The following is a 22,486-nucleotide window of genomic DNA, read 5'->3' on the forward strand; positions in this document are numbered from 1 at the left end:
GTCCGGCGTCGCGCACCCGCCCGCCCTGCGGGGGGCCGCGAGCCGACCTAGCGTGGAGGACCGGCCGGCCGCACCGGGCCGACCGGCGACGAGAGGAGCGCTCATGGCCCAGGACACCCCGCACCGCACCTCCGGCCGCCCCGGGGGGCGCCGCGTGCTGGCGATCGTGACCAACTACGGCGTCGAGCAGGACGAGCTCGTGGTCCCGCTCGAGCACCTGCGCGGCGAGGGGGTGGAGGTCGACGTCGCGGCCACGTCCGCCGACGAGGTGCAGACCCTCGTGGGTGACAAGGACCCCGGCCGCACCGTGACCCCGAACCTCACGCTCGGCGACGCCGACCCCACCGGGTACGACCTGCTGCTCGTGCCGGGCGGGACGATCAACGCCGACGCGCTGCGCCTCCAGGACGACGCGGTGAGCATCGTCCGCGCGTTCACCGCCGCCGGCAAGCCGGTCGCGGCGATCTGCCACGGCCCGTGGGCGCTCGTCGAGGCGGCCGCCGTCGAGGGCAAGACCCTCACGAGCTACGCGTCGCTCGAGACGGACGTGCTCAACGCGGGCGGCGCGTGGGTCGACCGGTCCGTCGTGCGCGACGACGAGGGGTACACGCTCGTCACGTCCCGCGATCCCGGCGACCTCGACGACTTCCTGCGCGAGGTGGACGCCGTCCTGGCGGCCTGAGCCGCTCCCGACGCCGACGCCAGTCCCGACGCTCGTGGTTCCTCCGCGGCACCGACCCGGTCGCGACGGCGTCCGCTCCCGCGCGCGAGCTCGCGCTCGTCGTGTGGGGGCGGCTCGGGCCCGACGAGGGAGGAGTCGTGGTCGACGGCGACACGGACGCGCTGCGCGCGGCGCTCGCCGAGCACATCACACCCTGAGACCGACCCGAGCCGGTCAACCCAGCCGTGTCACCTCGACGGTCACGTCCAGCTCGCTGCCGCCCGTGCCCGCGTACACGCCCTTCAGCGGCGCGACGTCGAGGTACTCGCGCCCCCGCCCGAGCGCGACGTGGTCACGGCCCGCGGGCCGCCGGTTGGTCGGGTCGAACCCGTACCAGCCCCCGACCCACCACTCGACCCACGCGTGCGACTCGCCCGCCACCGTCTCGCCCGTCTCGGCGTCCGGGCGCGGGTGGAGATACCCGGACACGTATCGCGTGGGGATGCCGAGGCTGCGCAGCGCGCCCGCGCACAGGTGCGCCAGGTCCTGGCACACGCCCTGGCGCGTCTCCCACGCCTCGCGCGCCGGCGTGTGGGCGGTCGTCACGCCCGGGACGTACTCCAGGCGGTCGCGCACCGCGAGGCAGATCTCCTCGGCCGCGGCCTGCGGGTCGCGGCCGCCGGCGACATCGAGCGCGAGGGCTGCGACGTCGTCGGGCACCGCGGTCGTGGGCGTGTCCCCGAGGAACGCGGCATAGGCGTCGAGCACGCGGTCGCCCCCGAGCTCCGTCCACGAGACGGCGGCGACGGCCGGGCCCCGACGCTCCTCGATCTCGACCGTGCTCTCCGCCCGGACGACGAGCTCGCGGTGCGGCTCCAGCACCTCGAACGCCGTCACGGTCGTGCCCCAGTAGTCGACGTACTCGTGCGACCACGTCTCGGCGCGCACGTCGACCGCGGCTGAGACCACGCGCTGCCCCCGGCCGGACGACGGCGTGAGCCGGGCCTCGTTGTACGACGCCGTGACGTCGTCCGCGTACGAGAACCCGGTCGTGTGGACCACGTGCAGCACGCTCACAGCGCCTCCCCCACCCAGGTCGTCACGGCACCGGACGGGAAGTACCGGGCCCGCACCGCGTCGGACGCGCGCGAGCACGCCCGCTGCACCTGCTCCATCGCGTCGGGGAGCGTCGCGAGCAGGTCCGGGAACCGCGCGTACTCGAGACCCGTGCGGACGAGCCCGAGCTCGCGCCGCGCCTCGTCCGCCACGCCGTGCCGGCCCTCGAACGGCCCGAGCTCGCGCAGGCACGCCTCCGCCGAGTCGAGCGCGTGCACGACCGAGCGGGGGAACAGCCGGTCGAGCAGCAGGAACCCGGCCGCGCGCTCGTCCGAGGCGAGCCCGCGGTTTGCCCGCAGGTACGACTCGTACGCGCCGCACGAGCGCAGGAGCGTCGTCCAGCCCGGTCCGGCAGCACCGAGCCGCGCCTGCGTCGTGACGAGGCGCGCGGTCATGTCGGCGCGCTCGATCGAGCGGCCGAGGATCATGAAGTGCCACGTCGCGTCCCGGCTCGTGGCCGAGTCCATGAGCCCCGCGACGATCGCCGCCCGCTCGCGCACCCACGAGAAGTACTCGTGCGGCGGCGCGGTGCGGATCGACCCGAAGAGCTGGTTGCGCGTCGTGTTGAGGCACTCCCACAGCTCGGTCGAGACGATCTCGCGAGCCCGCCGCGCGTTCTCGCGCGCCGCGACGAGCGCACCCGCGATCGACGACGGGTCGAGCTGGTCGTGCGCGAGCAGGCGCAGGACGTGGTCGCGGTCGACGAGCGCGCCGTCGTCGGGCACGGGGTGGTCCATGACGGCGAGGAGCGAGCGGCACGCGAGGTCCTCCTCCGCCCACGGGTCCTCCGAGAGCATCTGCACGTGGACGTCGAGGATGCGCGCGGTGTCGTCGGCGCGCTCCACGTAGCGACCGATCCAGAACAGGGACTCCGCGATCCGGCTCAGCATCCGTCCGCCTCCGTACCGCTCGCTCCCGCACGCCGCTGCTGTTGCTGTTGCTGTTGCTGCTGTTGCTGTTGGTGGGCGCTGCCCCCGCCCTCGTCCTCGGGGTTGGCCGCGATCGGGACACCGGGCGCGGAGGCGCCGGACACCGCGGTGCCGTCCAGGCCCGGGCTCGCCCCGGCCCCCGGGGCCCCCGCCGCCCCGGGAGACGCCGCGACCTCGGACGGGCGGCGCTCGTCGCGCGCGAGGACCCAGGTGTCCTTGGATCCTCCGCCCTGCGAGCTGTTGACGACGAGCTGGCCCTCCGGCAGCGCGACGCGCGTGAGCCCGCCCGGCAAGACCCAGACGTCCCGGCCGTCGTTCACCGCGAACGGGCGCAGGTCGACGTGACGCGGGCGGAACGCGCCGTCGACGAAGGTCGGAGCGGTCGAGAGCTGCACGACAGGTTGCGCGATCCAGCCGCGCGGGTCTGCCTGCAACCGTGAGCGCAGTGCGTCGAGCTCGGCGCGCGACGCCGCCGGTCCGACGACGATCCCCTTGCCGCCCGACCCGTCGACCGGCTTGACCACGAGCTCGTCCAGCCGGTCGAGCACCTCCGCGAGCGCCTCGGGCTCCTGCAGCCGCCACGTGTCGACGTTCGCGAGGACGGGCTCCTCGCCCAGGTAGTAGCGGACCAGGTCCGGCACGTAGGTGTAGACGAGCTTGTCGTCGGCGACGCCGTTGCCGACGGCGTTGGCGATCGTGACGTTCCCGAGCCGGGCGCACGTCATGAGGCCCGGCACGCCCAGCACGGAGTCGGGCCGGAACTGGACCGGGTCGAGGAACTCGTCGTCCACCCGCCGGTAGACCACGTCCACGCGGCGACGACCTTCGGTCGTGCGCATGTACACCCGACCGCCCGCGCAGAACAGGTCCCGGCCCTCGACGAGCTCCACGCCCATGAGCCGCGCGAGCAGCGAGTGCTCGAAGTACGCGGAGTTGAACACGCCCGGGGTGAGCACGACGACCGTCGGGTCGGGGACGCCGTCGGGCGCGGACGCGAGCAGCGCGGCCAGCAGCCGCTGCGGGTAGTCGACCACCGGGCGCACGCGCAGGCTCGAGAAGAGCTCGGGGAACGTGCGCACCATCGCGCGGCGGTTGGTGACGACGTAGCTCACGCCGCTCGGCACGCGCACGTTGTCCTCGAGCACGCGGAAGCCCCCGGCCTCGTCGCGGACCAGGTCGATCCCCGCCACGTGCACCCGCACACCGTTCGCGGGTTCGATCCCCCACGCCTCGCGGTGGAACTCCGACGACGACAGGACGAGCCGCTGCGGCACCACGCCGTCCGCGACGGCCCGCTGCGGCCCGTACACGTCGGTGAGGAACGCCTCCAACGCCCGGACCCGCTGCGCGACGCCGGCCGTCACGACGTCCCACTCGTCCGGCTCCACGACGCGTGGCACGACATCGAGCGGGAAGGGACGCTCCTCCCCCGCGAAGTCGAACGTCACCCCCTGCGCGAGGTACGCCCGCGCGAGCGCGTCGGCGCGCGCGGCGACCTCGCCCGCCGTGAGACGCGTCATCGTCGCGTGCACCCGCTCGTAGCGTGGGCGCAGCGAGCCGTCGCGGTCGAGCATCTCGTCCCAGGCCCGCGAGACCGGGTAGTCGTCGAACAGGTCCGCCATGGCCGCACGCTAGGGCGCGACGGAGGCGCGGGTGTCACCACCGTGTGTCCGCCCGGTAACGGCGCAGGCGGCCCCGCCGGGCGCGTCCGTCCGGGTAGATTGCGCGCGTGGCACGCAACCGATGGCTGGGAATTCTCACCGACGCGGCACGCGCCGTCGTCTCCGGGCTCACGCGCTCGTCGCAGGGCTCGCAGGGCGGCTCGCGCGCGGGCACCGCGGCGACGCGCGCTCCCGGGAGGGAGCGGACGGCCTCCGGCCGGACCCCGTCCCCGCGCCCGGGACCGCGACCGACGGCCCCGGCCCGGCCCGGAGCTCCCGCTCGGCGGACGACCAGCGGCGGCTATCCCGGCGACTACGAAGGCCGTGTGCGCGCGCAGTACGCGCCGCGGCTCGACGGCGACCCGGACCCCGGGGAGATCGTCTGGACCTGGGTGCCCTTCGAGGAGGACTTCTCGCAGGGCAAGGACCGGCCCGTGCTGCTCGTCGGGTCCGACGGCGACTGGCTGCTGGGCGTCATGCTCACGAGCAAGGACCACTCGCGCGACGCGCGCGACGAGGCCCGGTGGGGTCGCTACTGGCTCGACATCGGCTCGGGCCCGTGGGACGCCCAGGGTCGCGACAGCGAGGTCCGGCTCGACCGCGTGATCCGCGTCGAGGCGGGCGCGGTGCGGCGCGAGGGTGCCGTCGTGGGGCGCGACGTCTTCGACCGCGTGGTGGCGGGCATCTCGCAGCACCGCTGACGCCACAGACGGGGATCCCGACGGGGACGCGACGCGGCGACCTCACGACGTCGTCCGGCCCGAACTCCGGCGGATTGGAGTTCGGGCCACGACCGCTGGTAGTCTTGGTGGTCGCGTGTCCGCCCAGGTCGGCGGGCACAGCCCCAGCACCTCTCCACGGGTTCCCCACCCCAGTCCCGGAGCTGGAGCCGCCCTCTACGACCTATCCGCTCGCTCCGGCGAACAGAACCAGAGAGTCCACACGTGGCAAACATCAAGTCCCAGATCAAGCGCATCCGTACGAACGAGAAGGCTCGCCTGCGCAACAAGGCGGTCAAGTCCGAGCTCAAGACGTACGTGCGCCGCGTGCGCGAGGCCGTCGCCGCGGGCGACAAGGACGCGGCGAGCACCGCGCTCCAGGCTGCCTCGCGCAAGCTCGACAAGGCCGTCTCGAAGGGCGTCATCCACGCGAACCAGGCCGCGAACCGCAAGTCGGCCATCGCGAAGGCCGTCAACGCTCTCTGAGCGCACGGTTCGCCCGCGTCGGCGTGGCACGCTGAACGTCACGACGGCTGCACAGGCTTCCCACGGAGGGGCGCCGACCCGCACGGGTCGGCGCCCCTCCGTGCGTGCAGTGAGAGAACATCCGTACCCGGCGAAGTAGAGCCCTGGTCCGGCGCGGTAGAGGCGTGGTCGCGGTCCGCCGTCGTCGGCCCGACGAGGGCGCTCAGCGACCGTGGGCGCGGGCGATGGTGAGGACCGCGCGCTCGACGGCGAACACCGGATCCCGCCCGGCGCCCTTGACCTCGGCGTCGGCCTGCGCGACGGCGCTGATCGCCGTGGCGAGGCCCTCCGGGGTCCACCCCGCGAGCTCGCGGCGTGCGCGGTCGACCTGCCAGGGGGCTAGCCCCAGGTCCTTGGCGGCGATGCCGCCGCGGCCGCGCATCGCGCCGACCTTCGCGAGCACGCGCAGCTTCATCGCCAGCGCGGCGACGAGCGGCACGGGGTCGGCACCGGTCGCGAGCGCGTGGCGCAGGAGCGCGACGGCCTCCCCCGCGTTCCCGGCGACGGCCGCGTCGGCGACGCGGAAGCCGGTCGCCTCGACCCGGCCGCCGTAGTAGCGGTCCACGACGGCCTCGCTCACGGTGCCGTCGGTGTCGGTGACGAGCTGACTGCACGCGGCGGCGAGCTCCCGGAGGTCGTTGCCCAGCGCCTCGACGAGCGCTCGCACCCCCGACGCGTCGATGCGGCGGCGGGCACGACGGAACTCGGCGGTGACGAACGCGGTCTTGTCGGAGTCCTTCTTGATCGCCTCGACCGCGACGACCGGCGCGCCGCTCGCCTTGATCGCGTCGAGCATGCGCTTGCCGCGCACGCCGCCCCCGTGCACGACGACGACGGTCGTCTCCGGGTCGGCCGTCGGGACGTAGTCCACGACGTCGGCGACGAGCGCCTCGGTCGCCGCCTCCGCACCCTCGATGACCACGACCTTGGCCTCACCGAACAGCGACGGGCTCGCGGCGACCGTGAGCATGCCCGCCTGGTAGGTCGCCCCCTCCATCGTGACCTTCTCGACCTCCGGGTCCCGCTCCCGCGCGAGCCCGACGATCGAGTCCACGGCACGCTCGGCCAGGAGCGACTCGGGTCCCTGCACCAGCACGACCGGCGCGATCCGGACGTCGTCCCATGCGAGCGACGGGCCGGCGGACGGTCGGGCGGTACGGGTCGGAGCGGGCATGGCACCAGCCTCCCACGAGCCACCCACCGCGCGAGAACGCCGGCGCGTCCTGCGCCTCTGACCCGCCGGGTCCTGGGCCCCCGGCTCGCCCGATCCACCGCTCGCCTCGCTCCCCGAGCTACCCCGGCTCCCCGGTTCACTGGCTCCCCTGCTCTGTCCGCCCCGTCACGGGCGGCATGCTTCTCGTGGTCGCGACGCTCCTGCTGCGTCAGCTGCAGCCCGCGGCGGCAAGGACGTCGTCACGCACGACGAGCGCGAACGTCCCGCACGTGTCCGTCCGCAGCACCGTCGCGCCGACGCCCCGGTAGAGGTCGAGGGCCCGGTCGGTCGGGTGGCCGTAGGTGTTCTCCCCCGAGCTGACGAGCGCGACCGTCGGGGAGAGCAGCTCGGCGAGGCGGTCGGACTGTGTCGCCGAGCCGTGGTGCGCGACCTTGACGACGTCGACCGGGCCGCCGGAGCCGCGCTCCGCGAGGGTCCGGGCGAGCGCCGCCTGGCCGGCGTCCTCCAGGTCGCCGAGCGCGACGACGTCCATCCCTGCCACGTGCAGGAGGAGCGCCACGCTCGCGTCGTTCGCACCGCCGTCGGACTCCGCGACGGCGGTGCTTGCCGTGCTCGGGCGCGCGGCGCTCGTCGGCCGGCCGCCCACCCCGGCCTGGAGCACCTCCCACCGCACACCGCCGGCGCCGGGGTCTCCGGCCGCGCCGGCGTCCTGACGACCGTCCACGTCGTCCGTGCCTCCCGCGCTGCCGGTGGCGCCCGGCTGTGCGACCTGGACCGGGACGCCCGCGTCCGTGAGTGCGGCGAGCGCGCCCTCGGCCTGCTCCGGAGGATCGGCCGTCGCGGTCACGAGGGCGCGCACGACCGTGCGGCCCCGCAGCACGGCGTCGAGACCGCCCACGTGGTCGGCGTGGAAGTGGCTGAGGACGAGGAGGTCGACGCGGTCGACGCCGAGCCGGGCGAGGCAGTCGCCCGCCGCGGCTCCCGGTGGCCCCACGTCCACGACCACTGCCGACCGGGGCCCGGAGCGCAGCACGAGGGCGTCGCCCTGCCCGACGTCGCACGCGACCACGGCCCAGTCCTGCGGCACCGGGCCGGCCGTCACGACGAGCGGGCGCACGAGCGCGACGACGAGCACCACCAGGCCCACGGCGGCGAGCGCTCCGGACACGACCCGCCCCCGGGACGGGCGCGATCGCCTCGGCGTCGTGCCGGGCCAGCCCCTGCCTCGGCGGTCGCCGGACCAGCGGCGCCAGGTGACGCGGGCCACCCGGGCGGCGCGGTCGCGCAGGGGCGGCGACGACGCTCGCCGGGCGGCGCGACGCTCTCCGGCCTCGCGCAGCGCGCGAGAGCGGAGCACGACGGCGAGCAGCACGACGGTCCCGAGCGCGAGCAGGACCAGCCCGCCGGCACCCCCGGGCCAGGGCAGTCGCGCGCCGGGCAGAGCCGCGAACACCTCGGCGACGCCGGCGATCCACCCGGTGAAGATCCCGGCGGCCCACCCGAGCGCCGTCGCCGCGGCGGGCCACCACGGCGCGACCAGGGTGGCGAGGACGCCCAGGACGGTCGCGGGACCGAGCGCCGGGGCCGCGAGCAGGTTCGCGGGGACGGACCAGGTGCTCACGCTCGGGTCGAGCAGGACGAGGACCGGCGCGCACGCCGCCTGGGCGGCGACGGGCACCGCGACCACGTGCGCCGTGGTGCGCCCGCACCACGGCGCGAGCCGACCCGCGAGGGGCGACGTGAGGAGCGCGAGCCCGGCCGTCGCTGCGACCGAGAGCACGAAGCCGTACGAGCGGGCGAGCGCGGGGTCGAGGACGAGCAGCACGACCACCCCGGCCGCGAGCGCAGCCACCGCGCGCGACGGCCTGCCGAGCGCGATGCCGACCACCCCGACGGCTCCCATCGCGGCCGCCCGCAGCACGCTGGGCTCCGGGTGGACGAGCACGACGAAGCCCGCCATGGCCGCACCGGTGATCACGACGCGCGCCCAGCGGGGCGCGCGGGCGAGGACGCACAGCCCGGCCACGCACGCCACGACGATCGCGAAGTGCCCGCCGGACACCGCCGTGACGTGCGTGAGCGACGTCGTCCGCATCGCGTCGTCGAGCAGGGGGTCGAGCCGCGAGGTGTCGCCGACCGCCACGCCCGGGACGAGACCGCGCGCCTGCGGGCTCAGGCCCGCGGTCGCGTCGAGGAGCCCGCGACGCATCGCGTGCACGCCGCGCAGGAACGCGCCCGGTGGCTCGACGACCCGCGGCGGGTTCTCCGTCCGCAGCATCGTCCGGTCGCCCTGGACGGCGAGCCGGCCCGTCGCCATGACGGACGCCCCGTACGGGAGGTCCTCCCAGCCGTCGCCGGTCCCGGTGACGACGACCGTGCCCGCCGCCGCGGTCGTCACGCCACGTGCGGTGAGGTCGTGCAGAGAGACGCGTACCTCGTGGCGGTCGGTGGCGCCCGACCACGGGTTCGACCGCGGCACGACGGCGGAGCGCACGGTCGCGGTGACCGTCGCCGTCGCGCCCTGGTCGGCCAGGTCGACGAGCGCCTGTCGGTCGGCGAGCTGCGCGCCCGTGGACAGGAGCACCGCCGCCACGCACGCGGCCACCAGGGCGACCTGTCCCAGCACACGCGCGGTCGGGCCCGACCGGACGGACCGGTCCGGACCCCGCGGGCGTCGTCGGTCTCCAGGCCCCGACGGCAGGCGCGCAGCGCCCGGGGACGTGGCGGTTCCCGGGCCTGCCGCCGTCCCGCGGCGGGCCCGTCGCAAGCCGAGCAGCACCCCGCCGAGCACGACGCCCAGCAGCACGACGGTGAGCGACGCGCTGCGCAGGAGCGCCGCCGGCGCCGCGCCGACCGCGAGGAACGCCGTCCCCCAGGCCGCGAGCGCCGCCGGGACGAGCCGCAGGTCGGTCACACGCGGACGAGGTCGCGCACGTCCGCGAGGACGGCGGGTCCGATCCCGCTCACCTCGCCGAGCTCGTCGACCGTCGTGAACGGACCGTTCTCCTCCCGCCACGCGACGATGCGCTCGGCGAGCACGGGCCCGATCCCGGGCAGCGCGTCGAGGGCCGCAGCGTCGGCCGCGTTGAGGTCCACCGCTGCGCCCGCGGTGGTCCCGGCCGCAGGGGGTGCCGACCCCGCGGCGGGCGCGGCCTCGCCGGGTCGTGGGACGACGATCTGCTCGCCGTCCGTCACCGTCCGGGCGAGGTTGAGGGCAGCGAGGTCGGCCTCGGCGGTCGCCCCGCCGGCCGCCTCGAGCGCGTCCGCGACGCGCGCGTCGGCGGGGACCGTCACGAGACCCGGCGTGGCGACCTGACCCACGACGTGCACGACCACGCCACCCGACGGCGCACCCTCGGCCTCGGTGCCCCCTCCCACGACCCCGGCTCCGGCCGGCTCCGCGGCCCCGTCGTCGGTCGTCGCGCCGGCGCCCGACAAGGCGCCGGCCTCCGCGTCCGGTCCCGCCGCCGGACCGCCGGCAGACGTCGCGTCGAGCGGAGCGACCTCAGTGACCCCTCCGGCCGGGGACCGCAGCAGCACGACCCCGGCCGCGAGGAGGAGCACGACCACCAGGGCGACCACCGCCGTCCGGGGCCGCAGCGCCCACCGGCGGTGCCCCTCCTCGCCGAGCCCGGCGAACCCCGCGTGCGACGTAGGGTGCCCGTACGTCGCGGTGTACGCCGTCGCCGCGGTCCGGGCCGCGCGGGACCGCAGGCGGTCGACCGCCACGTCGCCCGAGCTCGCGGGACCGGCGAGCCCGGCGTCATCCGTCCCGGCGTCGTCCGTCCCGGCGTCGTCCGTCCCGGCGTCGTCCGTCCCGGCGTCGTCCGCGACGTCCGCGCGCCTGCTCTCGTCCACGTCGGGACGCGGCGGGAGCCACCCCGTGGCCGTGTCGTCCACCCCTCCCGCACGACCGCGCCCGCGGCGATCACCCCCCTCGGACCCAGGCGGCTCTCCCCGGCCGTCGGACGCCTCTCCGCCATGCACTGGTGCCGCGCCGTCGTCCACGGGGCCGAGCGAGGGCGCCCCCGGACCGCCCGGCCACGGACCGGCGTCGGGCGCGGCCTCGGGGTCACCCGATGGTCCGACCTGCGGAAGGGCCGCGGTCGCCGGGTGCCACGCGAGCGCTGGTCGCCCCGTGCCGGTCACGGCGCGCAGACGCTGCCGGACGACGGCTCCCTCCCGGACGAGGTCACGGGCGGGACGGGCGTGCTGGCGCGGCTCGGGTCGTGGGGTGCTCACGTCGCGCACCGTACGGAGGTCGGGCACGGCGGGGCCCGGGCGCGCGACACTCCTGTGGACGAGACCGTCCGCGAGCGGTCCTGTGCACGGCCAGGACCAGCGTGGCAGACCGGGGCGACGGGTCTCAGTGCGCCGTCGAGCGGTCCCCGACGCCCGATCCGCGGTCCGCGAGCTCCGCGAGCTCCGCGACGACGACGGCCAGCACTCCCGGTCCGACGTGTGCGCCGAGCACGGCGCTCACCGGGGTCACCACGACGTCCAGGCCCGTACGAGCGGTCAGCTCGGACGCGAGCCGGTGCGCGCCGGCGTCGTCCCCCACGTGGTGGACCGCGAGCGCCGGCCGCGTGCGGCGCGCGGCGGACTCGACCGCGACCGTCGTCAGTCGCTCGACCGCCGCGGCCTTGGTCCGGACCTTCTGGACGACCTCGATCTTCCCGTCCCGGACGGCCAGCAGCGGCCGCACGCCGAGCACGGTCCCCAGCGCCGCCGACGCCGCGCTGAGCCGGCCGCCGCGGCGGAGATGGTCGAGCGAGTCGACGAGGAACACGGCACGGCTCGCGTCGGCGACCTCGATCGCGCGCCGCGCGACGGCGTCCGTGCTCTCCCCCGCCGCCGCGGCCCGTGCGGCGGCCTGCGCCGCGAAGCCCAGCCCCATCGCGACGGTCCGCGAGTCCACGACCCGGACCGGGACCGGTGCGTCAGCCGCCGCGAGCGCGGCCGCGTGCACCGTGCCCGACAGCTCGCCCGAGAGGTGGACGGAGACGATCTCCCGCGCCCCCGCGGCGGCGGCCGCGGCGTACGCCTCGGCGAAGGCGCGCGGCGTCGGCTGCGAGGTCGTGACCCGGCGACCGGCCTGGAGGTGCGCCGCCACGTCCTCGGCGGTGAGGCCCACGCCTTCGAGAGAGGACACGTCGTCGACGATCACGTGCAGCGGGACGGAGCGGAGCCGCTCGTCGGGGACGGGCGGGAGGGACGCCGTCGAGTCGGTGACGACGTGCACGCGGTGGTCGGTCATGGCCGCGCCACCTTACGGCGCGCGCGGGCCGTCGCGCATCCCGGCCCGGCTGCGCCCGCGCGGTGCCGCCCCTACGATCCGAGCATGGCCGACGACGCCGCACAGTCCCCGACCGAGCTCGCCGCCCTGCGCGCGGCGGCCGCACAGGCGGCCGCGGAGGCCGCCGAGGCCAAGGCCGTCGCCGCACAGGCGGCCCTGGAGGCCGCCGAGGCGGCCGCGCAGGCGGACGCCGCTCCCGCCACCGACGCCCCTGCCGCAGCCGCTGACACCGCCGAGGCGAACGGCTCGCGAGAGGAGGCTGCGCCGTCGGGCGCCGGGCCGCTCGAGGGCTACGCCGCCGAGGTGGCGGCCGGATACGCGTACCGGGGCGGCACGCTCACGCTCGGCGCCCTGCTCGAGGGCGAGCCGGGCGCCGACCCCGCGCCGCGCGCCGACGTGCAGGTGGGGTTCGCCCTGAGCATGCTCAACCGGCACGGGCTCGTCGCGGGCGCGACCGGGACCGGCAAGACGAAGACGCTCCAGGGCATGGCGGAGGGGTTGTCGGCCGCGGGCGTGCCCGTGTTCCTCGCAGACGTCAAGGGCGACCTGTCCGGGCTCGCCGTGCCCGGCGCGTCGAACGAGAAGATCGTGGAGCGCTCGGCGTCGATCGGGCAGGACTGGAGCCCGACGACCTTCCCCGTCGAGTTCTACTCGCTCGGCGGGCTCGGCGCCGGCGTGCCGATCCGCACGACCGTGACGGACTTCGGCCCGCTGCTGCTCTCGAAGGTGCTCGGGCTCAACGAGACGCAGGAGTCGAGCCTCGGGCTGATCTTCCACTGGGCCGACTCGCAGGGGCTCGCGCTGCTCGACCTCAAGGACCTCCAGTCGACGATCGCCTACCTCACGTCGGACGAGGGCAAGGCGGAGCTCAAGGGCATCGGCGGGGTGTCGAGCGCGACCGCCGGCGTGATCCTGCGCGAGATCGTCGCGCTCCAGGCGCAAGGGGCCGACGTGTTCTTCGGCGAGCCCGCGTTCGCGACGTCGGACCTGCTGCGCACCGCCCCCGACGGCCGGGGCGTGATCTCCGCGCTCGAGCTCCCGGCGGTGCAGGACCGCCCCGCGCTGTTCTCGACGTTCCTCATGTGGTTGCTCGCCGACCTGTTCCAAGAGCTCCCCGAGGTCGGGGATGCCGCGAAGCCACGCCTCGTGTTCTTCTTCGACGAGGCGCACCTGCTGTTCTCGGGGGCGTCGAAGGAGTTCCTCCAGCAGGTCGTGCAGACGGTGCGGCTCGTGCGGTCGAAGGGTGTCGGCGTGTTCTTCGTGACGCAGAGCCCCAAGGACGTCCCGGCCGACGTGCTGGCCCAGCTCGGCAACCGCGTGCAGCACGCGCTGCGCGCGTTCACGCCCGACGACGCCGCCGCTCTGCGGGCCGCCGTGCGCACCTACCCGACCTCCCCCTACGACCTGGAGCGGCTGCTCCAGTCGCTCGGCACGGGCGAGGCCGTCGTCACGGTCCTCACGGAGAAGGGCGCGCCGACGCCGGTCGCCTGGACCCGCGTCCGGGCGCCGCAGTCGTCGATGGAGCCGGCGCCCGCCGCCGTGCTCGACGGGATCGTCGCGGCGTCGCCGGGGTTCGCGCGCTACGGGACGGCGGTCGACAACGAGTCCGCGTTCGAGCTGCTCCAGGTGCGCGTTCAGGAGCAGGCGGCCGCGCGGGCTGCGGCCGCGGCCGCCGAGGCCGAGGCGGCGGCCCGGGAGAAGGCGGCGAAGGAGGCCGCCAAGGAGGCCGAGCGCGCGGCGAAGAAGGAGCAGGCGGAGCTCGAGAAGATGCGCGCGAAGCTCGAGCGCGACGCGGCGAAGCCTCGCTCCGGGTCGAGCGGGTCGTCACGGTCGTCGAGCCCGCTCGACTCGTTCCTCCGCTCGGCCGGGACCCAGCTCGGCCGCGAGCTCACCCGCACCATCTTCGGCACCCGCCGTCGCTGACCCGCCCCCACCGCCCCCACCCCAACCGCTGAGTGCTGGGTATTTGTCGTCACGAAGGCGGTCTCACGACAAATACCCAGCACTCAACGGGCGTCGTCCACAGATTCGCATCGCGGGGTACCGTCACGGCGGATCCGACCGCCAAGGTCGGGACATGTCGGCGACGATTCTCACCACGGCCGAAGCGCTCGCCGCCGGGATGACGCCCGGCGTCCTGCGCGGCCGTCGCGCTCATGCGCCGACGTCGGGGGTTCGTGTGATCGGTGCCGCCGTCCCCTCGCTCGACGAGCGATGCCGCGCCGTCTCCAAGATGCTCGAGCCCGGTGCCGCCTTCGCTCGCACGACAGCGCTCCGGCTCCTCGGCGTCGAGGTGCCGTGGGAGATCGCCGACGACGATCGCATCCACGTGGTCTCCGCGCGCCGAGGCGGTCGTGCGCAGCGGGCCGCGGTGGTCTCGCACTTCTGCGGGCAGGCGGGCCTCGACGTGATCGAGGTCCGTGGGCTGCGCGTGACGTCCCCCTCCCAGACCTGGCTCCAGCTCGCTCACTCGCTTCCGCCGGATGCCGTCGTGGTGCTCGCCGACGCGATGACACGCCGGAAGAACCCCGCGACGACCGTGCGAGAGCTCCGGCAGCTCATGGAGGCCACGTACAAGATGCGCGGCATCGTGCGGTGCCGAGAGGCGATCGACCTCGTCCGGCCGGGGACGGACTCGAGCATGGAGACCCGGGCGAGACTGCTGCTCGTCCAGGCTGGGCTGCCGTGCCCACAGGTGAACGTCCCGGCGCACGACGAGGCCGGTCTCTTCCTCGCCCTGCCCGACCTCTCCTACCCGGAGCTGCGCATCGCGATCGAGTACGACGGCGACGTCCATCGGACCGACCCGGCGACGTGGCGGCGGGACGTGGAACGACGGCAGCGTCTCGAGGACGCCGGCTGGATCATCGTCACGGCGACGGCCGACGACGTGATCCGGCACCCCGAGCGCCTGGTGCGCCGCGTACGTGCGGCAAGGGAACGCCGTCGAGCACGGTGATTCGACCGTTGAGTGCGGGGTTTCTGTCGTCCTGAAGACAGGATCACGACAAATACCCAGCACTCAACGGACGGGGGGCGTGCGTCAGACGACGATGTTGACCAGCTTCGGGGCGCGGACGATGACCTTGCGGACCTCGGCGCCGTCGATCGCGCGCACGACGTTCGGCTCCGCGAGCGCGGCGGCGGTGAGGTCCTCCTCGGAGATCGACGGCGGCACCTCCAGGCGGGCGCGCACCTTGCCCTTGACCTGGACGACGCACGTCACGGTGTCCTCGACGAGGTAGCGCTCGTCCGCCGTCGGGAAGGGCTCGTGCGCGAGCGAGCGCTCGTGGCCCAGGCGCTCCCACAGCTCCTCGGCGATGTGCGGCGCGACGGGCGCGGTCATGAGCACGAGCGGTTCGACGGCCTCGCGCGGCACCCGGTCGAGCGACGTGAGGTGGTTGTTGAGGGTGATGAGCTTCGCGATCGCCGTGTTGGGGCGCATGTGCTCCATCTCGACGCGGACGTCGGCGATGGCGCGGTGCACGGCGCGCAGGGTCGCGGCGTCGGCGGGCTCCTCGACGACCGTCAGCTCGCCCGTCTCCTCGGAGACGACGTTGCGCCACAGCCGCTGGAGGAACCGCTGCGACCCGACGACGGCGCGCGTCTCCCACGGGCGCGACAGGTCGAGGGGACCCATCGACATCTCGTAGACGCGGAACGTGTCGGCGCCGTACTCGGCGTACATCTCGTCGGGCGTCACGACGTTCTTCAGCGACTTGCCCATCTTGCCGTACTCGCGCTGCACGACCTCGCCGTTCCAGCGGTATACGACCTCGCCCGAGCCGTCGGACGCGGGCTCCTCCGTGACCTCGGCGGCCGGCACGTACTGGCCGCGCGCGTCGGTGAACGCGTACGCCTGGACGTAGCCCTGGTTGAAGAGCTTGTGGAACGGCTCGACGCTCGTCACGTGGCCCAGGTCGTAGAGGACCTTGTGCCAGAAGCGCGCGTACAGCAGGTGCAGGACGGCGTGCTCGACGCCGCCGACGTACAGGTCCACTCCCCCGGCGCGCCCCGCGCTCGGGTTGTGCTCCGGGCCCATCCAGTAGCGCTCGAGGCCCTGGTCGACCACGACATCGTCCGCGCCGCCGTCCCACCGAGGGTCGAGGTAGCGCAGGTAGTACCAGCACGACCCGGCCCAGTTGGGCATGGTGTTGGTGTCGCGGCGGTACTGCTTGGGCCCGTCACCGAGGTCGAGCGTGACGTTGACCCACTCGTCGTTGCGGCCGAGCGGTGCCTCGGGCGACGAGTCGGCGTCGTCCGGGTCGAACGTGCGCGGCGCATAGTCGGGCACGTCGGGCAGGTCGACGGGCAGCAGCGCGTCGGGGATCGCGACGGGCTGGTCGTTCTCGTCCCACACGATCGGGAACGGCTCGCCCCAGTAGCGCTGGCGGCTGAACAGCCAGTCGCGCAGGCGGTAGGTCGTGGTGCCCTCGCCGAGGCCCTTGCCGACCAGCCACTCGGTGATACGACGCTTGGCCTCCGCCACGCCGAGCCCGTCGAGCGACACCTCGTCGTTCGACGAGCCGACGGCGATCCCGTCACCCGTGTACGGGCCCGTGAAGTCCTCCGGCAGCCCGCCCTCGGGCTCGACCGTGCGCACGACCGGCAGCCCGAACGCCTCGGCGAACGCGAAGTCGCGCTCGTCTCCGCCGGGGACCGCCATGATCGCGCCGGTGCCGTAGCCCATGAGGACGTAGTCGGCGGTGAAGACCGGGATCGTCTGCCCGTTCACCGGGTTCACCGCGAGGTGCCCGGTGAACACGCCCGTCTTCTTGCCGGCGTCCGCCTGGCGCTCGACCGCCGTCTTCGCGGCGGCCTCGCGACGGTAGGCGGCGACCGCCTCGACCGGCGAGCGGTGCCCGCCCGTCCACGCGCTCGACGTGCCGTCCGGCCAGTGCGCCGGGACCTCGTCGAGCAGCGGGTGCTCGGGCGAGACGACCATGAACGTCGCACCGAACAGGGTGTCGGGGCGCGTCGTGAAGACCTCGATCTCGCCGCCGGACTCCGCCGCGGCGTCGTTCGCGCCGTCGGGCGTGCCGAGCACGGCGAACCGCACGAGCGCGCCTTCGCTGCGACCGATCCAGTTGCGCTGCATCGCCGTGACCTTCTCGGGCCAGTCGATGAGGTCCAGGTCGTCGGCGAGGCGGTCCGCGTAGGCGGTGATGCGCATCTTCCACTGCCGCAGGCTGCGCTGGAAGACCGGGAAGTTGCCACGCTCGGAGCGGCCGTCGGCCGTGACCTCCTCGTTGGCGAGCACCGTGCCCAGGCCGGGGGCCCAGTTCACCGGGGACTCGTCCACGTACGCGAGGCGCTGGGAGTCGACGACGGCGCGGCGCTGCTCCGGCGTGAGCGTCGCCCAGTCCGCGCCCTCCTCGACACCGTCGACGCCGCCCGGCACCGGCCGCGCACCGGAAGCGAGCTCGGCCTCGAGCTCGGCGATGCGGCGCGCACGGCCGCGACCGCCGTCGGGGCGCAGCGCGTCGGCGTCGTACCAGGAGTCGAAGATCTGGAGGAAGATCCACTGCGTCCAGCGCACGTAGTCGGGGTCGATCGTCGCGAACGTGCGGCGGGAGTCGTGCGCCAGGCCGAGGCGGCGCAGCTGACGACGCATGTTCGCGATGTTCGCCTCGGTCGTCACGCGGGGGTGCTGGCCCGTCTGCACGGCGTACTGCTCGGCGGGCAGGCCGAACGCGTCGTAGCCGAGCGCGTGCAGCACGTTCTCACCGCGCATGCGCCGGAAGCGCCCGACGACGTCCGTCGCGATGTACCCGAGGGGGTGCCCCACGTGCAGGCCCGCGCCCGACGGGTACGGGAACATGTCCATGATGAAGTACGGGCTCGCGCCCTCGGGGCCGTTGCCGTCGCCGTCCGTGAGCTCCCCCGTGGGGTTCGCGGCGAAGAACGTGCCGCGCTGCTCCCAGAGCTCCTGCCACTTGAGCTCGATCTGCTCCGCGAGCGCCGGCGTGTAGCGGTGGGCGGGGCCGCCCGCGGCGGGGGCGTCCGAGGCGTGCGGGATCGAGGTCGTGTCAGGCGTGGTCACCCGGCCGAGTTTACCGGCCGGCGGGCGGCCCGACGGCGGGCCGTCCACCCCGTGCGAGGATGTGCGCCGTGATCATCGTGACGACCAACGAGGTGCCCGGCTACCGCATCGACGCGGTGCTCGGCGAGGTGATGGGCATGACCGTGCGCAGCGCGAACATCGGCGCGAACTTCGTCGCGTCGTTCCGCTCGATCGGCGGCGGCGAGGTGACCGAGTACACCAAGCTCGTCTACGAGTCCCGCCAGGAGGTCATGCACCGCATGGTCCAGGAGGCGCAGCGTCGTGGCGGGAACGCCGTCGTCGGCATGCGCTTCGACACGGGCGAGATCGCGGCGTCGTTCTCGGAGGTGTGCGCGTACGGCACCGCGGTCGTGGTCACGCCGATCCCGGCGGGCCAGCCCGGCGCGACGGCGCAGTCCGCCCACCAGGCGCAAGGCGCGCCCGCACCCCAGCAGCCGGGCGGTCACGGCTACCCGCAGGACGCCGCGCCGGACCAGCCGGCCTGGCCCTGACGCACTCCGCGGGGCGCGCCGCCGGACCCTCGCGGGGCCGCGGCGCGCCAGCGCGTGTCAGAACAGCGTCATGATGATCGGGCCCTTGACCAGCAGGATCCACGCGACGAGCGCGACGTAGCCGATCGCCAGGAACAGGTGCCGGTTGCCCACGAGCGTGCGTCGCACGCCGTCACCCGCGGGCAGGTACCCCTCCTGGACCGCGTGGACCACCTGGTACCAGAACAGCGGGAGCATGGCGAACCACACGACCATGCAGTAGGGGCACATCGCCGAGATCTCGTACATCGTCGTCCAGATGAGAAAGACGATCAGGCCCATGCCGAGGGTCGTCCCGCCGAGGAGCGCGAGCCAGTACCAGCGCGGGAGCCGCGCGCCCGCGAGCAGCACGACGCCCGTCGTGATGACGACCGGGAACGCCGCGATGCCCAGCAGGGGGTTCGGGAACCCGAGGAGCGAGCCCTGCCACGAGTCCATCGCGTCGCCGCAGTCGAGGAGCGCGTTGAGGCTGCACGACGGCACGTGGTTCGGGTCCGCGAGCTTGAGGAACTTCTCGATCGCCAGCGCCGCCGAGCCGGCGAGACCGATCGCGCCGAGCACGACGAGCAACCAGCCCATCGTGCGCGTGCTGATCGGGCGGGGACCGGACGACGGCAGCAGCTCGTCGTCGTGGTCGGCGGACACGCTCGCACCGGCGGTGGCGCTCTTGCTCACGGGGACGCTCCTCGTGGGTCACCGGCTCGCGCCGGACGTGACGGGGCGCACGGCGGTGCGCGCAGGGCACAACCTACCGCGCGTCGCTGGGTCCCGGCTGGGAGCCCGCCGAGGTAGAGGCGTGGTCGCCATTCCCGGCGTGTGGTCACCCTGGGTGGTCGGGGTGGGTGGTGTCGACTCACCCGGGTCGGTGCTCACCACGACCAGGGCGCTACCTCGGCGGACCGGGGCTCTACCTCGGCGGGCTGACCGGCTCCATCGCTGGCGAGCGGGCGTCGTCGGGCAGGGTGGTGGCGACGACGCCGGCGGGGCGGCGGCCGACGAGGAGGATGATCGCGAGGCCGGCGACGGTGAGGACGACGCCGGTCCAGGCCGGGGCGAGGTAGCCCCAGCCGGCGGCGATGACGAGGCCGCCGAGGAACGCACCGTTCGCGTTGCCGACGTTGAGCGCGGAGTGGCACAGCGCCGCGCCGAGCGAGGGCGCGGCGGGTGACAGGTCCATGAGGCGCGTCTGGAGCGAGAGGCCGAGGACCTGGGAGGTGACGCCGAGCAGGAAGAGCGACAGCACGGCGGGGACGGGGTGGTGGCCGGTGAGGGCGAACAGCGCGAGCGTCACGCCCGTGGAGACGAACCCCAGGTAGACGGTGCGCATGACGGAGCGGTCGGCGAGCCGGCCGCCGAGGACCGTGCCGACGGTCATGCCGACGCCGAAGATCGCCAGGACGAGCGGCACGGCGGCGGACGACAGGCCGGTGACGCGCGTGATGGTCGGCTCGACGTAGGAGTAGACGGCGAACATGCCGCCGAACCCGACCGCGGCGCCGACGAACCCGAGCCACAGGGGCCCGTTGCGCAGCGCGCCGAGCTCGCGGCGCACGCTCGAGTCCTCGTTCCCCGCACCTGCCGGGACGAGCCACCACAGGGCGGCGAGCGTGACGAGGCCGAGCGCGCCGACCACGACGAAGGCGGCGCGCCAGCCGAGCTGCTGCCCGGCGAAGGTCGAGAGCGGGACGCCGACGACGTTCGCGATGGTCAGCCCGGCCATCATGGTCGCGACGGCGCGCCCGCGGCGCCCGGGGCCGGCGACGGCGGCGCCGACCGCGGCCCCGACGCCGAAGAACGCACCGTGCGGCAGCCCCGCGAGGAACCGGCCGGCGACGAGCGTCTCGATGCTCCCGGCGGTCGCGGAGAACAGGTTCCCGAGGGTGTAGAACGCCATGAGGGTGACGAGCAGCGTCTTGCGGGGCAGGCGTGCCGCGACGACGGTGAGCAGCGGGGCCCCGACGACGACGCCGACGGCGTAGGCCGTGATGGCGTGACCCGCGGTGGGGATCGACACGTCCAGGTCGGTCGCGATGTCGGACAGCAGGCCCATCGTCGCGAACTCGGTCGTACCGATCGTGAAGCCGCCCATGGCGAGCGCGAGCAGCGCGGGTCCGGCCCCGCGCAGGCGCCCGGCGCTCGCGGGGGGCGTACCCGTGGGGGGTGCGTCCGCGGCAGGCGCGGGCGTGGCGGTGCTGTCGGTCATGGTGTCCTCGGGCGTCGGGCGTCGTGGGCAGGGCGGCGGTGGAGACCTCGGACCGGGTCACGATCGAATCGATTCGAGGGGTGTCGGCGACGTCGGCGACGAGAACTGGGGCAGACCGTCAGTCTAGGCGGAGACAGGCTCCGCGCGCACGACCCACACGTGGTCCGCGGCGCGCAGGCCGAGCTGCGCGGGCGGCGTCGGGCGCGCGGCGTCGGGGCCGGAGCCCGGCCCGGCAGCGGCGGGCGGCGACCAGACGACGGAGAGGATGCCGGCGTACTCGCGGCGCTCGCGCACCTCGACGCCGGTGTCCAGGCCGACGCCGATCTCCGCGAGGTAGCGCAGGACGTCCGGGTCGGCGTCGGAGATCCGCGCCACGGTCCCCCGGTCCCCCACGACGAGGTCCGCGAGCGGCACCGCGGGCGGACGCACGACGCTCCCGTCCGCCCCCGGGATCGGGTCGCCGTGCGGGTCGCGCGTCGGATGCCCGAGGCGGGCGTCGATCCGCTCCATGAGCAGGTCGGAGACGGCGTGCTCGAGCACCTCGGCCTCGTCGTGGACCTCGTCCCAGCCGTAGCCGAGCTCGGACACGAGGTAGGTCTCGAGGAGCCGGTGGCGTCGCACCATGGCGAGCGCGAGGCTGCGCCCGCGCTCGGTGAGCGTGATCGCCCCGTAGGGCGCGTGCTCGAGGAGACCCTGGGCGCTGAGGCGGCGCACGGTCTCCGAGACCGTGGAGGCGCCGACGCCGATGCGCTCGGCGAGGAGCTTGGTCGTCACCCTCTCGTCCGACCACTCCTGGGCGGCCCAGACGACCTTGAGGTAGTCCTGGGCGACGGGCGTCAGGTCGGTCGGGTGGTCCACCCGACCACCCTAGGTCACGGGCTCGTCCGCGGTCCTCAGGGTGTCGCGGGTCGGACGAGCTGAAGCCGCACCTCGACCGTGCCCTCGTCGCGCACCTGGACCGGCGCGACGGGCGGCACCGCGATGCCGAAGTCGGAGAAGCGCACGCCGATCGCGCCGGTCGCGAGGACGCCGTCACCGGACCGCTGCGCCTCGAGCGCCACCGTCACAGCCTCGGTCTCGTCGCGGATCGTCAGCGCACCCGATGCCTCGAGGCGCACCGGCGCCGTCGTGGACGAGAGCTCGCTCACGTCGAGCGGCGAGGTGAGCGAGAAGAGCGTGGTCGGGTAGAGATCGGTCTCGAGCGCCTGCTGGAGCTGGCGGTCCGCCACGGAGGACCCGGTCCGGAGCGTCGTCGTCTCGACCGTCACGGTCGCGGTCTCCAACGACCCCGACCGCACGCGGAACGTCCCGCTGACGCCCGGGGTGACGCCCAGGAGCACGGCCTCGTCGGCCGGCACGTCGAGGACGTCGGCGCGGAAGCCCGCCTCGGACCCGGGGCCGACGACCCACTCGCCGTCGACGTCGAACGGACCGGGCACGGCGGGCGCCGCCGACGCCGTCGACTCCCCCGGCGACTGCAGGCCCAGCGGCGGTGGCGTGCGACCCTCGCGCACCTCCGAGTAGACGAACGGCGCGAGGAGCACCACGACGAGCGCGAGGACCACCGACACGACGATCCAGCGCGTGGACCTGCTCATACGGCACATC

General features: G+C 74.8%; 18 protein-coding genes. 6 read left to right on the forward strand and 12 right to left on the reverse strand.

The features are described from left to right. Nucleotides 1-103: 103 nt before the first annotated feature. Nucleotides 104-682 (forward strand): type 1 glutamine amidotransferase domain-containing protein, encoded by a 579-nt coding sequence (locus AC6CH9_RS14340; protein WP_498155484.1) that lies wholly within the window; start codon nt 104-106, stop codon nt 680-682. A gap of 213 nt (nt 683-895) precedes the next feature. Here the strand turns inward: AC6CH9_RS14340 and AC6CH9_RS14345 are convergent, their stop codons facing one another. From AC6CH9_RS14345 to AC6CH9_RS14355, 3 genes are read right to left on the reverse strand one after another with little or no spacing between them, the layout of a single operon-like run. Further along, nucleotides 896-1,738, reverse strand: coding sequence for a transglutaminase family protein (locus tag AC6CH9_RS14345; protein WP_498155485.1), 843 nt, complete (start codon nt 1,736-1,738; stop codon nt 896-898). Continuing rightward, the gene (locus AC6CH9_RS14350) at nt 1,735-2,667 is read right to left on the reverse strand and encodes an alpha-E domain-containing protein (RefSeq protein ID WP_498155486.1); all 933 of its coding nucleotides are present in this window, start codon (nt 2,665-2,667) and stop codon (nt 1,735-1,737) included. The genes AC6CH9_RS14345 and AC6CH9_RS14350 overlap by 4 nt, the downstream gene beginning before the upstream one ends. Further along, nucleotides 2,661-4,328 (reverse strand): circularly permuted type 2 ATP-grasp protein, encoded by a 1,668-nt coding sequence (locus AC6CH9_RS14355; protein WP_498155487.1) that lies wholly within the window; start codon nt 4,326-4,328, stop codon nt 2,661-2,663. Before AC6CH9_RS14355 ends, AC6CH9_RS14350 begins: the two co-directional genes overlap by 7 nt. Nucleotides 4,329-4,435: 107 nt before the next feature. On the opposite strand from AC6CH9_RS14355, the gene AC6CH9_RS14360 reads away from it, so the two are divergent. Together AC6CH9_RS14360 and rpsT are read left to right on the forward strand one after the other, a co-directional pair. After that, complete coding sequence (locus AC6CH9_RS14360; protein WP_498155488.1) at nt 4,436-5,068, forward strand: type II toxin-antitoxin system PemK/MazF family toxin; 633 nt, start codon at nt 4,436-4,438, stop codon at nt 5,066-5,068. Between the two features lie 243 nt (nt 5,069-5,311). After that, nucleotides 5,312-5,572, forward strand: coding sequence for a 30S ribosomal protein S20 (gene rpsT / locus AC6CH9_RS14365; protein ID WP_047232984.1), 261 nt, complete (start codon nt 5,312-5,314; stop codon nt 5,570-5,572). A 202-nt stretch (nt 5,573-5,774) separates the two neighbouring features. Here rpsT and holA read toward each other — a convergent pair whose 3' ends face one another. The 4 genes from holA to AC6CH9_RS14385 form a co-directional block, all read right to left on the reverse strand. After that, nucleotides 5,775-6,785: a DNA polymerase III subunit delta gene (holA, locus tag AC6CH9_RS14370; protein ID WP_498155489.1), complete on the reverse strand. Its 1,011-nt coding sequence runs from the start codon at nt 6,783-6,785 to the stop codon at nt 5,775-5,777. 208 nt (nt 6,786-6,993) lie between these two features. Next, nucleotides 6,994-9,699, reverse strand: coding sequence for a ComEC/Rec2 family competence protein (locus tag AC6CH9_RS14375; RefSeq protein ID WP_498155490.1), 2,706 nt, complete (start codon nt 9,697-9,699; stop codon nt 6,994-6,996). Beyond that, a complete protein-coding gene (locus AC6CH9_RS14380) occupies nt 9,696-10,643 on the reverse strand; it encodes a ComEA family DNA-binding protein (RefSeq protein WP_498155491.1) in 948 nt (315 codons plus the stop codon). Before AC6CH9_RS14380 ends, AC6CH9_RS14375 begins: the two co-directional genes overlap by 4 nt. 508 nt (nt 10,644-11,151) lie before the next feature. Beyond that, nucleotides 11,152-12,042, reverse strand: a complete 891-nt coding sequence (locus tag AC6CH9_RS14385) for a DegV family protein (RefSeq protein ID WP_498155492.1) — start codon at nt 12,040-12,042, stop codon at nt 11,152-11,154. Between the two features lie 84 nt (nt 12,043-12,126). Here AC6CH9_RS14385 and AC6CH9_RS14390 point away from each other — a divergent pair, with 84 nt between their 5' ends. Then, nucleotides 12,127-14,004 carry a helicase HerA-like domain-containing protein gene (locus AC6CH9_RS14390; RefSeq protein WP_498155493.1) on the forward strand — a complete coding sequence of 626 codons (1,878 nt, stop codon included), beginning with the start codon at nt 12,127-12,129 and terminating at the stop codon, nt 14,002-14,004. Nucleotides 14,005-14,158: 154 nt separating this feature from the next. Beyond that, entirely contained in the window at nt 14,159-15,040 is an 882-nt protein-coding gene (locus AC6CH9_RS14395) for a putative endonuclease domain-containing protein (protein WP_498155494.1), read from the forward strand. Nucleotides 15,041-15,124: 84 nt separating this feature from the next. On the opposite strand, the gene leuS is transcribed toward AC6CH9_RS14395, so the two are convergent. Next, nucleotides 15,125-18,124, reverse strand: coding sequence for a leucine--tRNA ligase (gene leuS / locus AC6CH9_RS14400; RefSeq protein WP_498155495.1), 3,000 nt, complete (start codon nt 18,122-18,124; stop codon nt 15,125-15,127). A 68-nt stretch (nt 18,125-18,192) separates the two neighbouring features. On the opposite strand from leuS, the gene AC6CH9_RS14405 reads away from it, so the two are divergent. After that, nucleotides 18,193-18,636 (forward strand): YbjQ family protein, encoded by a 444-nt coding sequence (locus AC6CH9_RS14405; protein ID WP_498155496.1) that lies wholly within the window; start codon nt 18,193-18,195, stop codon nt 18,634-18,636. A gap of 57 nt (nt 18,637-18,693) precedes the next feature. On the opposite strand, the gene AC6CH9_RS14410 is transcribed toward AC6CH9_RS14405, so the two are convergent. The 4 genes from AC6CH9_RS14410 to AC6CH9_RS14425 all read right to left on the reverse strand — a co-directional run bounded on the left by AC6CH9_RS14410 (nt 18,694) and on the right by AC6CH9_RS14425 (nt 22,476). After that, nucleotides 18,694-19,350 (reverse strand): vitamin K epoxide reductase family protein, encoded by a 657-nt coding sequence (locus AC6CH9_RS14410; protein ID WP_498155497.1) that lies wholly within the window; start codon nt 19,348-19,350, stop codon nt 18,694-18,696. 232 nt (nt 19,351-19,582) lie between these two features. Then, nucleotides 19,583-20,878, reverse strand: coding sequence for an MFS transporter (locus AC6CH9_RS14415; protein WP_498155498.1), 1,296 nt, complete (start codon nt 20,876-20,878; stop codon nt 19,583-19,585). A 123-nt stretch (nt 20,879-21,001) separates the two neighbouring features. Continuing rightward, the gene (locus tag AC6CH9_RS14420) at nt 21,002-21,736 is read right to left on the reverse strand and encodes a metal-dependent transcriptional regulator (RefSeq protein WP_426308998.1); all 735 of its coding nucleotides are present in this window, start codon (nt 21,734-21,736) and stop codon (nt 21,002-21,004) included. A 35-nt stretch (nt 21,737-21,771) separates the two neighbouring features. Continuing rightward, entirely contained in the window at nt 21,772-22,476 is a 705-nt protein-coding gene (locus AC6CH9_RS14425) for a YceI family protein (RefSeq protein ID WP_498155499.1), read from the reverse strand. Nucleotides 22,477-22,486: the final 10 nt, after the last annotated feature.

It is taken from the genome of Cellulosimicrobium sp. GQ32 (genome assembly GCF_059758455.1).